The organism is Acaryochloris sp. CCMEE 5410 (genome assembly GCF_000238775.2).
GTDB lineage: Bacteria > Cyanobacteriota > Cyanobacteriia > Thermosynechococcales > Thermosynechococcaceae > Acaryochloris.
Genome location: NZ_AFEJ02000002.1, coordinates 340,599 through 355,319, shown reverse-complemented (window position 1 = coordinate 355,319; position 14,721 = coordinate 340,599). Strand labels below are relative to the sequence as shown.

Sequence of the window (14,721 nt, the reverse complement as noted above, 5' to 3'; positions counted from 1 at the left end):
ATATGCACTGATTACGAGATGGATACATGATCAAGAAGGAGTGACCATAAGCAGGTGAGATGGATACCTACGCCATTTTTAAACAAACACAATCCCTACGAGTCAGTGATGGTGCCGTGGTGCCTCTCTTATCCGATTGTGAGCAGGCAAGCTTAACCCTGGTTTTGGTTTGGCCGCAGCTAGGGGATTTTGACAGCTTGGAATATGCCTGGTGGCTAAAGCGACAGGCCGAGCAGATTCAAGCCAAAGGTGTGCAAATTCGAGCAGTGGGTATTGGCGATCGCAACTCAGGACAGAAATTTTGTGACTTCACCGGATTCCCTCCTGAGCATTTATTCATAGATTCCACGGGCCAGCTCCATCAACAGCTCAACCTGTATCCGGGACTGACTTGGAAGGTGCCGTTTTTCTCTCCGATTCAGAATGCATACTTAAATTTGTTACTGATGTGCGCGGGGATTGGTAGCCCTGGAACTTTGGCAGAAGTGTTTCGAGGCTATCGGGGCGATCGCAATGCCCCACAACTCATTGCCGAGGACGAAGAAGTTAGGGCATTCCCCTTGCCGCCTGTAAATGGTGCCTTGTTTAATCGAGCAGGAGGAAAAGGATTTCAACGTCCTTTTGAACTGGCTACTCTCCGTCTACGAAATATGGCTGAAGTGCTGAAATACTGGAAAACCTATGTGCCGGATGCCACCTACATTACCCAGCGGGGCGGCACGTTCCTGTTCGATCAACAGGGACAACCAGTGTATGAACATCGCGATCAGGGCATACTGGGATTTGCCACTGATATGAGCAACCCTCTCTCCTTTCTTCTAACGTAAATATCGAATTCAGTTCATGACTATCCTGCTACCGTTAATCAGCGAATCCTCACTCCGGATTAGTAGCTCGCATCTTTGAATAAAAGCCCAACTTGGAATGTTTCTTAATCCATACAAAACTCAAAAGGAGAGTTTGAAACAGCTCGTTTTCTTCTCTCTGATTGGCTTGAGTAGCCTATTAGGGAGTCCTCAGTTTTCAGCTGTTTCTCAAGAGTCAAGACCGACTCAACTGGGGAAGCAGTTACAGCAACAGGTCCAAGATTGTGTAGGGAATTCCCCTACAGCGAAAACATCTACCCAGCGTTATCAAACCTGCATCACTCAGTTGATATTGCTAGATGCTAAGGGCAACCGACGTCCAGATGCATCTCAACGCTTATTGGCACTCTTTGAGGCTATGGGAATTGCCATTCCCAAACGTCGGCGCCAGGGCCAAACGACCTTAGCGTTAGAGTCCCTACCCAAAAGCAACTGCTTCAGCCTTCCGGTCCAACTTAAGGGATACACTGGGCAATTTTTACTGGATACAGGGGCTACCCATACCGTCATCAATACAACCTTGGGCAAACAGCTGGGGTTGCCCCTACAGGACTATCCACCCAACTTGACCCAAGGCTTGGCCTTTGGAAATGAAAGAAAAACTCAGGTGGGTATCTATCCAGCCCTAACCTTGAGCATCAAGGATGCTTCTGTCCAGCAAATTCATCCCTTGGGGATGGCGAAACAGTCTATCCTCCATAGTTTATCTGGAATCTTGGGGCTAGATTTCCTCAGTCAATTTGACATGGTTATCGACCCCCAGCAGCGCCAGATCCAATTACTCCCACCGACTTCCCAAACCGGGGGAATTCCCTTAACCGGTAAGGGAGGCTGGCTGACAGTTCAAGTATTGATTAATGGTCAAGGTCCTTTTACCTTTGCTCTAGATACGGGAGCGACCCAAACCATTCTCTCTCCTAAGTTAGCGGCCCAATTGGCCCTCTCGCCTACCGCTAAACCGGTTCAGTTACAGGGATTGCTGGGGGTAGAAGCAGCTCAACCCACTCAACTCGATGCGGTTCAGATTGGTCCGCATCAAACGGCACAGCTCGATGCTTTAATTATTGCCAGTCCTCTAATTGAGCGGATGCAAGTGGACGGTCTTATTGGCCAAAATTTTCTCAACCAATATCAGCAGCATTGGCGCTTTGGTCCCCAAAATGCCCTAGGGATGGTCGAGCAAGGGACATTAAACCTTTCTCCTCTCAAGCCATAGGTTCAGCTCTAGCTGGTCCAAGCCGGATGGGACAACAAAGCATTAAGCACCTGAACCCCCCGCAGCTGGTTAGACAGGGGGAGATGACCTCTAGGCGCACTCAGATTCCAGGTGAACTCATCGGGCCAACGGGTCCAATTGCGTCCCGAACGCCAGTTAATCTTGGGCCAGAGGACATCCCAGTTGCGACCGACACTAAGCCATAGCTGCCGTTGAACGCTATAGCCGAATTTCCCTTCCGAATGCACTAACCACAGCTGGTTAATAGTTTGCAAGTCAGGTATGGGGTATTGCTCAACTTCCGTGAAATAAATCCACTTTCGTTTAACAGCTGCTGGCCCTGATAGCTCACAGAGCTTACTTAGGGTTAAGTCATCGGCTGCTTGAAAGGATTGTTTAGCCAGTAAACGCTGGAGGGGCAAATAGTCAATATTTTGTTCGGAGCGAAGGGGAACAACACCCGACTCAAAATGCTCCTGTAAAAAGCTCTGGACTGCTGGTACCTCTGTCCCTAACAGCAGCTCATAACAGCGGCCATCAATATAGGTGGAGGGTTCTTGCTGGCGAGAAAGAAGAAACTGTTGCAAGATGGCATACCCTGCTTCCCCCTGAGCCAGAATGTCTGGCATCACCTGAAGCTGTATCTTTTCTGAACCAGTGTTGAGTTGCGACTCCAACTCAGCAATATCAGGCGGTTGCGATTGAGCAGATGCGTCCATAAAGTTGTAGCGAATTTATCCTGTATCTTAAGCTATCAAACCCTGGGGGGGTCTGACGAGGAAAATCCTTTTGTTCTTTCCATCCAGGCCACATACATCCGTCAACGGTTATGCTTCAGAATCTCCGTCGATATTGGGGAATTGGAGTGCAGAGATCACCCGGTAAACGTCCACCCGTTCGACTTTCCCTTTCAGGGCTAAGGTTCCCCAGTTCTCGACTTCAAACTGATTGTCTAAGTACTCAAGAGTTTCTTTGGCAATTAATACCCGACATGAGGAGCTTTGACGTTGCTTATCCAAGCTTTCCAGACGGGAGGCGGTATTGACACTATCCCCAATTACGCCATACTCTAAGCGAGTTTTGCTACCCAAACTTCCCACCACCACTGAGCCGGTAAAGATCCCAACCCGCATCTGAACGGCGGGTAACCCGCTTTTTTGCCATTGGGGGTTGAGTTCGTCCAGACGTTTGCCCATATCTAACGCACAGGCCACCGCATTTTGGGTATCTTTTGCGATCGCAGCTTGTTCTTCATGGGCAATCGGCGCACCAAAGACGGCCATCACCCCATCCCCCGTAAATTTATTAATCACCCCATGATGGGCTTGCACACTCTGGGTCATGGCTTCTAAATATTCATTGAGCCACTCCAGAAGTTGTTCCGGCGACATCTTTTCCGAAATAGTGCTGAACCCCTTTAAATCCGTAAACAAGAGGGTGGCCGTGATTCTCTGGCCTGTGAGCTTGCCATCTTCTAAAAGCTCATCGCGTCGTTGCCAGAGGGTTTCAGCAATTTCGGGGGAAGTACTTTGCCCCAACAGTTTCATCACCATCTTTTGTTGCCGCTGAGCTTGTTGGGCATTGTAAATCACCACAATGCCCGTTGCGCCGACAAACGCGAGGAAAGGAGGGACCAAGGGAATCCAAATTTGCTGTAAGAATAGGATGCGACAGACGCTATACAGCACAACTAAGGCGATACCGCTGCCCAGCACCAATCCTATCGGGTGACGGACGGCCCAGGCGAGTAGGCTTCCGATCAGCGCCCAACCCAAAATCCAACCCATTTCCCCCGGTTCTGGCCAGACGGAAATCAGATTGCGGGTGCCGTCTGCTGCATCTAGGAATTGACTGACCATTTGGGCATGGATCACCACCCCTGGCATGGTTTGCCGATCGTCAAGGCTAGAACTGTAGGGCGTATGGAACAGATCTTTGCCACTTTCGGCCGTCGTACCGATTAGGATGATGCGGTCTTTTATCAAATTAGGGTCCACCTGGCCGGCTAACACCTGAGACAGGCTGACCTGCTCTACACTCTCGTGGGCAGATCGATAGTTGATTAAAATCTGATAGCCTCGGGTATCCGCATTGATATAAGAGCCATCATTGCTTTGCAGCGGCCAAAATACCGTTGGACCAATTTGTAGGACATTTGGATCAACCTCGCTGGGTTTATCTTCTTTGCCGTCATCCTTGAGGTAGCGGAGGGCCATCCTCAGGGCAAAGGATGGGAAATAGTCCTCTTGATACAGCAGATTCCGACGGACAACCCCGCCCGAATCAACGACGGTATCGTTGAATCCGACCTGTGCTTCTGGTACGCCATCGGGAGGAGGGATGGTGGCTTCGTCCTCAGAGCCGAATTTAGTAATCACAACCACTCGGTCAGACCCTTTCATCTGTTGAATAAGTTGGGCATGGCCGTTGGTCTGGGTCGGTTCTTTAAGATTGGGAATAGGGAGATTACGCCAAATATCTAGACCGATAACTCGGGGCTGATGGGTTTGTAGTTTTTTGAAGGCATCAGCCAGCACGCTGTCAGGAATAGGCCACTGGCCGATGGCTTGAATGTCTGCTTCGGTGATTCCGACAACGAGAAGTCTTGAATCTTGACCCAAGTCGGGTTGGGCTTGAACAAAGTGATCATATGCGGACAGTTCCAGGGACTGGAGCCCTTCAACCCGCAGGAAACCGATTTGCCAGCGGGTGACTTGCCGAATACCTAGAACGCCACCGCTCACGGCGAGTCCGGCAAGGAGAGCGATAGCGAGATTAGGCCAACGGGATCGGAGTTGATGGAAAAACTGAGCCAAGATGCCAAAAAATCATGGGGTTGCGGTATGAGTATAGTGTAGAGTCCCGATGAATTAATATGGCCGACTATTTGATCGCAACCTTAAGCGATCGCATCCAAGCAGAAGAAGTCCATTTAGCCTTGCAAGAGATCGGATTATCGGAACCCAATCTTAGTCTGTTTGGCAAAGGTTACAAGACAGGCGAGGACTGTAAAGACTTTGACCCGGCCCTGATTAAGAAACGGCAAATGCAGCGCATGATGATCTTTTTGCTGCCCCTAGGATTTGTAGGGGGCATTATTTTCTATCAGGCGGTCCGCGTGGATGTTCTACCTAGCTTGGGGTTTTTCGCCAATGCCTTGATTGGCGGGCTATTGGGAGCTGCTTCTGGGGCATTAGGAGGATACGTCACCGGTGGTGGTTTGTCCTTGATGTTAGATAAAGCCGTTCCCTACGCAGAGCAAATTGAAGCTGGCACCTTTCTGGTAGTGGTCCGAGATGCAGAAGATCTAAAAATGCGCCAAGCGAACCGCGTTTTCAGAACCCTCAACATTGATAATGTTGCCTATTACGAGCGACCAGACTAAACTACTTACGACAGAATAAACAGCAAGTGAAACGGTGCAGTCATTATCTTGCGTGGGGAAAGGTTAGACTGCCTGAGAGAGAGGCTTGAGTGGTTAACTAAATCGTTTTAGAGCTTTAACTTTTCTAAGGAAGAGCTTTAGTGTTGTTTTTATCTCTAGGCTTATTCTAAATCTCTGTGCCGAACACATTTATCAGTCTATAGATGTATCCAAGAATGGGCATTAAAAAATATTGCCCAATGTCTTTTATAGTTTTTTTTGTTAGAATGCAAAAAGGCTGAAATTTATATCTATTTATACAGTACTGATATAACCTTTATTCCTTATTGAAAATTATAGAAAAATTGTATGCATAGTTTGGTCAATCGGACCTCCATCTTTGTGGATGGAAATAATATGTTTTATGCCCAGCAGAAGAATGGCTGGTTCTTTGATCCCCGACGAATTCTAAATTACTTTACTGAACCCACGGATGTTCGCTTAATTAATGCATTTTGGTATACCGGATTAAAAGATCCTCAAGACCAAAGAGGGTTCCGAGATGCCCTCATCAGTTTAGGCTATACCGTCCGCACAAAAATCCTCAAAGAATATTACGATGATTCATCTGGTCGCTATTCTCAAAAAGCCAATTTAGATATCGAAATTGTGATCGATATGTTTAATACGGTGGACCAATATGATCAGGTTATTCTATTAAGTGGAGATGGTGATTTTGAACGGGCAATTGAATTATTGCGTTCAAAGAATACCCACATAACGGTGGTATCGACGGAAGGCATGATTGCTCGTGAACTTCGGAATGCGACGGATCGGTACATCGATCTCAACAAAATTCGCGATCGCATCGAAAAAACCGAACCCTGATTCTGCCGAACTGCCTTTTATCAGCAAATCTTAAGGTCAGTACTCTAGAATAAGAACATCTAAATTTTAGATAGTGTCCTTTTCTTCTTCTACCTAAATATGGGTACTGGATAACATCATGATCAAAATTCAACCCCAACAGGTCGATCGTATTCTCATTTTCGATACCACCCTTAGAGACGGCGAACAGTCTCCAGGGGCTACTTTGCATATCGATGAAAAATTGACGATTGCGCGGCAGTTGGCACGGTTGGGGGTTGATATTATTGAAGCCGGTTTCCCTTTTGCCAGCCCTGGTGATTTCGAAGCAGTCCAGCAAGTGGCTGCGGAGGTCGGCACTGAAAACGGCCCGATTATCTGTGGCCTAGCCAGAGCCACTGAGCAAGATATTAAAACAGCGGCAAAAGCCTTAAAACCTGCATTCCATCACCGCATTCATACCTTTATTGCCACTTCCGACATCCACCTAGAATATAAGCTCAAAAAAACGCGGCCTGAAGTGTTGGCTATTGCCCAAGACATGGTGGCTCTCGCTAAGTCTTTTACGGATGATGTAGAGTTTTCCCCAGAAGATGCCGTTCGCTCCGATCCAGAGTTCCTGTATCAGGTATTAGAAGCTGCGATCGCAGCCGGTGCCACTACCGTTAACATCCCCGATACCGTTGGCTACACCACCCCCCAAGAATTTGGGGCTCTTATTCGCGGTATTAAGGAAAATGTCCCCAACATTGATCAAGCCATTATTTCCGTTCACGGCCATAACGATCTAGGCTTAGCTGTTGCCAACTTCCTAGAGGCAGTTAAAAACGGGGCTCGCCAACTGGAATGCACCATCAATGGCATTGGTGAACGGGCAGGGAATGCTGCCCTTGAAGAATTAGTCATGGCCATGCATGTGCGCCGCCAGTACTATAACCCTTTCCTCGGACGCCCTCCCGAGTCTGAAGCTCCCCTCACCAATATTGACACCAAACAAATTCACAAAACCTCCCGCTTGGTCTCTAATTTGACGGGAATGCTGATTCAACCGAATAAGGCGATTGTGGGCACGAATGCCTTTGCCCATGAATCAGGGATTCATCAAGACGGTGTGCTTAAGCACAAACTCACCTATGAGATTATGGATGCCCAATCCATTGGATTAGGGGATAACCAAATTGTTTTGGGTAAGCATTCTGGTCGAAACGCCTTCCGTACTCGCCTGCAGGAATTGGGGATGGAGCTGTCCGAACAAGATCTGAATAAAGCCTTCATTCGCTTTAAAGAGCTGGCAGATAAGAAAAAAGAAATCTCCGATCGTGATCTAGAAGCCATTGTTAAAGACGAGACCCAATCCCAAGTGATTGGCGGCTTCCGTCTGGAGTTGGTGCAGGTTTCCTGTGGGGATCATGCCTGTCCCACGGCGACCGTGACCATTTGTACACCTGACAACCAAGAGTTGACGGATGCTGCGGTAGGAACTGGGCCAGTGGATGCGGTCTATCAAGCGATTAATCGAGTGGTTAAAGTGCCGAATCGATTAATTGAGTTTTCAGTCCAGTCTGTGACGGCTGGAATTGATGCGATTGGTGAAGTGACGATTCGTCTAGAGCAGAATGGCAAAATTTATGCGGGATATTCTGCCAATACGGACATTATTGTGGCATCCGCTCAAGCGTATCTCAATGCGTTGAATCGTTTATATGACTCAACCCAACCGCAAAATAAAACTCAAAATCAGGAAACTGATCTTTTAGTAGAGCAAACGGTCCATGCTTAGGGCAGTGAGCCATTGCAATTTTGCAATGGTAGCTCAGCAATATCTGCTGAACTGAAAAGCTGTTCTTATTTAAGTTCATGACCCCTGATCAACCTACTCCTTCTAGTCCTGAGCCTGCTCGATCATTAGACGCCCTGATGCATGAGCGAGATCAGGCTCAGGCGAGTGCAAAGCGCTGGCGTCGTTTATATGAAGTTGAAGCACAGCAGCGTCAAAAAGAATCGGACGAGGCTGAGCAAACAATCCAAGGTTTGAGAGCAGAGGTTCAGCGTCTGTGCCAGTTTTCAGGCAGTGCACCAATGCTGATGCTTTCACCAGGAAAGTCTAAGGGGGGATCTAGTGGGCATTCACAGAGCCAAATGGCTGATTTGATGGCTGAACGAGATCAGTTATTACAAGCTTTGGAGCAAGAAAAGCAAAGCCACGAAAAGACGAAGCAAAACTTGATTAGTGCCTTGGGTGATGCGTTGGGTGCACAAAGACGAAAGTCCCTAGCTTTACCCTCATCACGAGCAGGGGCAAGGGCAGGGGCCATTATTCTCAAAGATCGAGATGGGCGAAGATCTAAACCTGACTAATCGGCGGATGTTCCGCCCATATAAGTCAGTGATGGAGCTGTTGAATCGCAGTGCTTCTGCTGAATGAAATCGGGATGAGAGGATTTGAACCTCCGGCCCCTTCGTCCCGAACGAAGTGCGCTACCAAACTGCGCTACATCCCGTCACAGAGTATGTATCGCATACTCTTACACCTTAGCCTAGCATCATGATGGCTTCCCCTTCAGACTGGTAAACAGTTTGTTTATAGATGACAACCGGCAACAGATTATATATAATCACCACTGTGTGAGGAGCGAACTAAAAAAAGGGCATCAAGACGAAACACGGCCAGTCGTTGATGCCCTTTTTTGCATTTTGTTGGGTTAATCCGAGGCAACGATGTTAGACTATATGTTGGCTCGGACCCATGCGATTACAACGCCTCAATCTTGTCAGGACCGGAAGGTAGCAGCAATACGGGATGCTTGTGATAGGCGTGGACTCCGGGTCACTTTTGTATCTGGATATAATGATATTGAAGGAGCCTAAAATCGCTACGTTCCTGTCAAGATTTTAGACCTGCCTTTACCCTGTCCCACAAAACGATTGGATTCCTAATAGGCAATGAACGACCTTCCTGATTTTGTCAAAAAGGCCTTTTACCTTGGGGTTGGCGTTGCCTCCTATGCAGGGGAACAGGCTGGTAATAAAGTTGCTGAAATCCAAGAGCGAGCTCAGCAGTTGGCCGATGAAATGATTCGTCGTGGTGAGATGAATGCTGAAGAGGCAAATCGGTGGCTTAATCAGTTTAATGACACCCCTGCACAAGTCTCGGTAGAAGAGGTTCCCTATCCCGATCAGCCTCAAACGATTGAACTGGTGACAGGAGACGAAGCTGAAGAAAAGGCTCCATCTGAATCAAAGGATATTCACGCACAAGTTAATGAACTTGAAGAAGAACTACGCCGTCTCCAGGATTCATAAATAGCACTCCTCATAATGCCTTTTGCCAGATTAAAGGATTGTTAATGGCTGATTTGACTAGGGATATACAAGCATTTCTACAGCAGGTTCTTCATCAATCTGAGCAGATGTTTGATGCTTCTGCAGACATGCTGGATCAAACCCTTGCCCAGATTGAGCAAGGGGTAGAGGAGTATGTTGAGCCGGTAGTGAAAGAGATTGAACAGGGATTAGACGAAGTGCTTGATCCCATTATTGTTGATCTCATTGCGTTTGAGCATGAGCTGGAAGATCTGGCTTCACCTTTAACCCAACGGCTTTATCCCCTATTCGATCAGCAGCCTGCTTGTGTTGGCTGTCGCCATTATCATGGCAAAACTTATGGAGAAGCCTTTCTAGTGTGTGGCATGCATCCTTATGGTGCACCTACCGATTCCTGTCCAGATTGGGAGTCTTGTTAAGGTGCTTTCTGGGTTCAAGGATGTCTGAGTCTTTTGGGGACAACCCATGGTTCAACTCCCAGCAATTGGTAATCCCAGCACTGACTGATTTCCAGGAACCACTGAACCAATCTCGTAAGCCAAAATTTGATGTTTACCCAACCAGTCCAGGGCTGTCTGGGATTGCTCTGGGGCAACGACCAACATAAATCCGATCCCCATATTGAAGGTCTCAAACATATCGGCTGGACTCACCTGTCCAGCCTCTGCAAGCCATTCAAAAATAGGTGGAATCGGCCATTGTCCGATATTGAGCTGTAGGGATTGATCGGGTTGTAAGCAGCGAGGTCCATTCTCAGGTAATCCGCCTCCGGTGATATGGGCCATGCCGTGAATATCTAAGCCAGAGCGAAGGACAGACAAGACGGGCTTGACGTAAATTTGAGTTGGCGTCAGCAGGGTTTCGCCTAGGCTCATTCCCCCTAGCCTTTCAGGACAGTCTTGCCAATCCCATCCAGGTTCTGCTCGATGGGGATTCATTCCTTCAGCTACGATCTTTCTCACCAGGCTAAATCCATTACTATGAACGCCCTGACTGGCCAGACCGATCACAGCATCTCCAATGTTGATCTTGGTTCCATTCAACAGTTTCTGTTTATCGACAATCCCAACGCAAAAGCCTGCAAGGTCATATTCACTGGGCTGATAAAACCCAGGCATTTCGGCGGTCTCTCCCCCTAACAGAGCACATCCAGCTGTCTTGCAGCCTTGGGCGATCCCAGCGATGACTTGCTTAAGCTGTTCAGGCTGGAGTTGACTGGTGGCGAGATAATCCAGGAAAAATAAAGGTTCTGCTCCACAGGTCAGCACGTCATTGACACACATGGCGACCAGATCGATGCCGACGGTGTGATGTTGGTTGAGAGCTTGAGCCAGTTTCAGCTTTGTGCCGACGCCGTCCGTCCCTGAGACCAGAACAGGTTCTTGATAGCCTGTTGGTAATTGGAATAGGCCATTGAACCCTCCTAGATTGCCTAAAACTTCCGGGCGAATGGTGTCGGCTACCATCTGTTTGATATCACTGACAAAGGTCCGTCCTGCCTGTATATTCACACCAGCGTCACGATAATCCATTCCCAAACCTTTCCGATACCTAAGAGCAACATGACATATTGACAGATTATGATCCACCAAAGCAATACATCATCAGGACCAAATCAATCTAGTTATAGTCAGCTAGAAAAATGATCTTAAAAAATTGCTGACTAAGAACGATATTTACCTCTAAATTATTAACGCCATCTACGTATTAATAAATTTGCCAGAACTGATCGATAAAAATAACCTATGGGTCCTCTGATATCTATCGTTATAAAATCTTCTCAAAATCTCTGATGGCTATATATAGATAGGTCTTAAGGCTTTTTGAAGGATGGGAGTATGTGGGGCTTTTTTGGTGATATTTGCAACTGTTAATATTATTCCTGTGCTAAAAATATCTATAAAAATGATATCCTCAGCTGATTAAAGTATTTGAATATTCAAACGGCAGAAATGTACTGATAGTTTTTACTAATCAATTGTCTGGAGTTCTTAATCGCCTGAAGATATTAATTTTTCTTGCTTTCAGCACTTTAAGCATTAGTGAATGTCAAATACAAAATGTTTGTAATAGGTAAGTTTTAGTCTTGGTCTCAGCAGAATCCCTGATTTCAGCAACCCAAAGTTCGTGATAGGGTAATTAAGTTCTGTAAAGGAAGGTTGAATCCTGTAAAGGTTAATAGAGTCTCCACCGTATTTTGTGTTAAGGAAGACTGTTTTCAATCTTGTCCTTCTATACTCTCCAGGCAAGAGCATTCATGAGAAATAAACTGGTTTTAACTGGCCTAGCTGCCGCACTTACGGTATCCGTTGTGAGCGCACTGAGTACGAGTGAGGCCAATCAAACCCTAGAAGTAGAAAAGCCTGCTCCAGAGACAGTCCGTGAGCAAGATGCATCAATTGAAACCTCGGATGAGGCCGATGTGTCTGAAGAGGTTCAAGATGCTGATGTGGTTAAGGTCGGAGACAGTCAACCTAAGGGCGCGGTTAGTAACAAACCTGCGATCGCAAAAATTCACGCCTATGAAAAGTCGGGTCGACCGGCCGCTACCTTGTATGTGCGTAATATCCCCGTCGTTACATTTCTAGGGACAGAAAAGTCTGCTGAAACAGAGAAAGTCGCTACAACCAAATCAGAAACCGCTCAACCTGAAGCGAATCAGCAAGATCCGGTGTGGCGGGCTACAACCATTGCCGCCAAGATTAATCAGTTGGATCGAGATGGGGTTGATGCCAATAACATTAAGGTCATTTGGGATAAAGAGCGCGAGAGCTATGTAATTAAGACAAGCGACGCCCACATCCTGGAAATGAGCGAGCTAACGATACTCCCCAAAACTACCAAGGATATGGGAGATGACGCCCTGAAGATTACGAATTTACTGCGTCGTCAAATGGGGACTACTGTGGCGTTAAAAGACATTCCCGGTCGCCCTAAGCCTCCTGCTCCTGCCGTTGCCGCAACATCTGTCCGGTATCAAGTTAGTGGCGAAGCCTCTTGGTATGGCCCAGGCTTTCATGGTAACTACACTGCCAATGGTGAAGTTTATAATCAGTACGCATTGACCGCAGCTCATAAAACCTTGCCCTTTGGGACCCGAGTCAGAGTCACCAATTTGTATAACGGGCGTTCTGTAGTTGTACGAATCAATGACCGCGGACCGTTTACCCCTGGACGCATCATAGATTTATCCCAAGGTGCTGCTCAACTGATTGGTGTGACCAGTAGTGGTGTCGCTCCCGTACAGATGGATATTCTGCAGTAGTTAAGGGTTAGCTTTCAGCTTAAAAAAGCAGCTCCAAATCTGGGGCTGCTTTTTTAAGCTGAATTGCTAGAAAATCAGGATGAGAAGATCTTCTAGCCTATGAACGCTGATAGTAGAAATAAGTCAGCATCGGAATGGCTGTTGCCAAGATTAGTAGTACAACGACTAGTATGGCGGAGCTGGTGTCATTGGTTTCTTCTGCAGTACGGAAATTACTTTCAGCAAAAGCGGTGACTTCAACTTCAGGTGGACCCGGATCTTCTTGCCCAGTGATCACAGCTGCAAATCGATCCCCAGCTCCAATAAAGGCCTCGTTGTAGTTCCCTTTACGAATAGGAATCAGCAGATTGTCAAAGGCGATACTTTGAGCCGTTTCTTCTGAAAGCAATTTCTGGGCTTCTTGGCCCACTAGAATCGCAGGGGCATTGGTACGAGCATCATAAACTAGCAAGACTTGGTTTGCTTGGTCTTCTGATGTAGGGAACCACTGTTCAAATAAGGTGTTCGCAAAACTATCTGCGGTCTCACCATAATTAAGACCTCGAATGGTAATGACCCTAACGTCTGTCCCAGTCTGTCGGGATATCTGTTTAAGGGTTTTATTCACCGAGCGCTCAGTAATGACGCTCAGAAGTTCTGCTTTATCGGCTAACCAAGTCGACTGACTCGCGGAAAGATTGGGGATATCCTCAACAACGGTTGCCAAGGCCGGAGGAGACCAAAGCGGTAATCCGACCAGGAGGGTAAGCAGGCCAACAATCAACCACCGCTGTAGTTGTCCTTTCCAATCCCATAGTTTGTTGAGTTGAACTTTCATCCTAGATAACCTTCAATCAATGTATTTCAATGAGCCACCGTGCATGCAGCAGTGTATGCAAGCAATTCACTCTATTCATACTATTGATCCGTTGCCTTGGGATCAACAATTGTAATGAAGCTGATAAGAGTTGCTTAAGTCTGTGATTGATGGCCTTGATAATAGGAAGTGAAACCACCCAAATACGGTGAGCCCTTTTCAAGCAGAAGCACTGGACATCAAGATCTGCTCAAGGATTAAGTCTGTTGCAGCAGCAATATCTTCCAATATGTAGTCTGGATGATAAGCAGAAAGTTGGGCTTGATCCCTAATGCCAGACAAAACTGCGATCGCAGGTAGGTTTTGGGATTGGGCCGCAATCATGTCCGCTTCCGTATCACCCAACATCCATGTTTGATCTGGGGGGAGTTCCTGCATCGCCTTTTCCATCAGCAGGGTTTTATCTTCAATATCTTGAGTCTTCACATAGTCATTGGTCAGACAATACCGTCGTTCAGGCCGAAAGAATTCATCTAACCCATAATTCGACAGGGCAAAGTCTAATTCCCGAGTGCGCCTCATGGTCATCACCACGAGTTCTACTCCCCTGGACTGGAGTTTTTGTAGTGCAGCTCGGGCGCAGGGAATGATCAGATCATGCTTAAAATAGGGCATCGTATGAACAGTAACTCGACGTAAATGGGCAAAGTCCTTTGCCTGGGATTCATCGAGTCCTGAATAGATGCCAATTTGAGTCTCAGGGATTCTTGATCGTTTTAGAAACCAGAATTTTGACTTAGGAAGACGGCTTATAGCTTGCCCCGGTCTAGAAATAGTGGTTAGACAATACTGATAAACCTGATAATACCGTTCAGATACATCAACAATTGGACCATCAAAGTCTGTAATTAAGCGGGGCATCGATTCATCTTTTCCAAAGCATTGCCAGACAATGCAGATATTCTCTTTAAGAACGGTATATTTTTAAGTATTGTAACGTGTTATCACGGGTCCTTGTCCTCA

Annotated in this window: 14 protein-coding genes, 1 tRNA gene and 1 other RNA gene; 10 read left to right on the top strand and 6 right to left on the bottom strand. The window is 47.0% G+C overall.

The annotated features are described in order from the left end of the window. Positions 1-59: 59 nt before the first annotated feature. Positions 60-827: a peroxiredoxin-like family protein gene (locus ON05_RS22470; protein WP_010473425.1), complete on the top strand. Its 768-nt coding sequence runs from the start codon at positions 60-62 to the stop codon at positions 825-827. Between the two features lie 133 nt (positions 828-960). Next, on the top strand, positions 961-2,082 hold the full coding sequence (locus tag ON05_RS22465; RefSeq protein ID WP_039780044.1) for a retropepsin-like aspartic protease: 1,122 nt from the start codon (positions 961-963) through the stop codon (positions 2,080-2,082). A gap of 8 nt (positions 2,083-2,090) precedes the next feature. On the opposite strand, the gene ON05_RS22460 is transcribed toward ON05_RS22465, so the two are convergent. Together ON05_RS22460 and ON05_RS22455 are read right to left on the bottom strand one after the other, a co-directional pair. After that, a complete protein-coding gene (locus tag ON05_RS22460; protein ID WP_010473423.1) occupies positions 2,091-2,801 on the bottom strand; it encodes a GUN4 domain-containing protein in 711 nt (236 codons plus the stop codon). Between the two features lie 108 nt (positions 2,802-2,909). Beyond that, positions 2,910-4,898: a CHASE2 domain-containing protein gene (locus ON05_RS22455; RefSeq protein ID WP_010473422.1), complete on the bottom strand. Its 1,989-nt coding sequence runs from the start codon at positions 4,896-4,898 to the stop codon at positions 2,910-2,912. Positions 4,899-4,957: 59 nt separating this feature from the next. Between ON05_RS22455 and ON05_RS22450 the strand changes: the two genes are divergently transcribed. The 4 genes from ON05_RS22450 (at position 4,958) to ON05_RS22435 (ending at position 8,671) form a co-directional block, all read left to right on the top strand. Further along, positions 4,958-5,467 carry a DUF1269 domain-containing protein gene (locus ON05_RS22450; protein ID WP_010473421.1) on the top strand — a complete coding sequence of 170 codons (510 nt, stop codon included), beginning with the start codon at positions 4,958-4,960 and terminating at the stop codon, positions 5,465-5,467. A gap of 348 nt (positions 5,468-5,815) precedes the next feature. Next, positions 5,816-6,334: an NYN domain-containing protein gene (locus ON05_RS22445; protein WP_010473419.1), complete on the top strand. Its 519-nt coding sequence runs from the start codon at positions 5,816-5,818 to the stop codon at positions 6,332-6,334. 118 nt (positions 6,335-6,452) lie between these two features. Next, positions 6,453-8,093, top strand: a complete 1,641-nt coding sequence (locus ON05_RS22440; protein WP_010473417.1) for a 2-isopropylmalate synthase — start codon at positions 6,453-6,455, stop codon at positions 8,091-8,093. Positions 8,094-8,170: 77 nt separating this feature from the next. Continuing rightward, positions 8,171-8,671 carry a hypothetical protein gene (locus ON05_RS22435; RefSeq protein WP_010473415.1) on the top strand — a complete coding sequence of 167 codons (501 nt, stop codon included), beginning with the start codon at positions 8,171-8,173 and terminating at the stop codon, positions 8,669-8,671. A gap of 69 nt (positions 8,672-8,740) precedes the next feature. Here the strand turns inward: ON05_RS22435 and ON05_RS22430 are convergent. Beyond that, a tRNA-Pro gene (locus ON05_RS22430) sits at positions 8,741-8,814 on the bottom strand. Positions 8,815-9,048: 234 nt separating this feature from the next. Between ON05_RS22430 and ffs the strand changes: the two genes are divergently transcribed. From ffs to ON05_RS22415, 3 genes are all read left to right on the top strand, one after another. Next, an RNA gene (gene ffs / locus ON05_RS22425) (signal recognition particle sRNA small type) lies at positions 9,049-9,145 on the top strand. Positions 9,146-9,256: 111 nt separating this feature from the next. After that, positions 9,257-9,616, top strand: a complete 360-nt coding sequence (locus ON05_RS22420) for a hypothetical protein (RefSeq protein ID WP_010473413.1) — start codon at positions 9,257-9,259, stop codon at positions 9,614-9,616. A gap of 44 nt (positions 9,617-9,660) precedes the next feature. Next, positions 9,661-10,056, top strand: coding sequence for a hypothetical protein (locus ON05_RS22415; RefSeq protein WP_010473412.1), 396 nt, complete (start codon positions 9,661-9,663; stop codon positions 10,054-10,056). Positions 10,057-10,107: 51 nt separating this feature from the next. Here ON05_RS22415 and purM read toward each other — a convergent pair whose 3' ends face one another. Beyond that, complete coding sequence (gene purM, locus ON05_RS22410) at positions 10,108-11,169, bottom strand: phosphoribosylformylglycinamidine cyclo-ligase (protein WP_010473410.1); 1,062 nt, start codon at positions 11,167-11,169, stop codon at positions 10,108-10,110. Between the two features lie 725 nt (positions 11,170-11,894). Here purM and ON05_RS22405 point away from each other — a divergent pair. Further along, positions 11,895-12,902, top strand: coding sequence for a septal ring lytic transglycosylase RlpA family protein (locus tag ON05_RS22405; protein WP_010473408.1), 1,008 nt, complete (start codon positions 11,895-11,897; stop codon positions 12,900-12,902). 97 nt (positions 12,903-12,999) lie between these two features. Here the strand turns inward: ON05_RS22405 and psb32 are convergent, their stop codons facing one another. Then, positions 13,000-13,719 (bottom strand): photosystem II repair protein Psb32, encoded by a 720-nt coding sequence (gene psb32 / locus ON05_RS22400; protein WP_010473406.1) that lies wholly within the window; start codon positions 13,717-13,719, stop codon positions 13,000-13,002. 198 nt (positions 13,720-13,917) lie between these two features. Then, complete coding sequence (locus ON05_RS22395; protein WP_010473404.1) at positions 13,918-14,619, bottom strand: HAD family hydrolase; 702 nt, start codon at positions 14,617-14,619, stop codon at positions 13,918-13,920. Positions 14,620-14,721 lie beyond the last annotated feature (102 nt).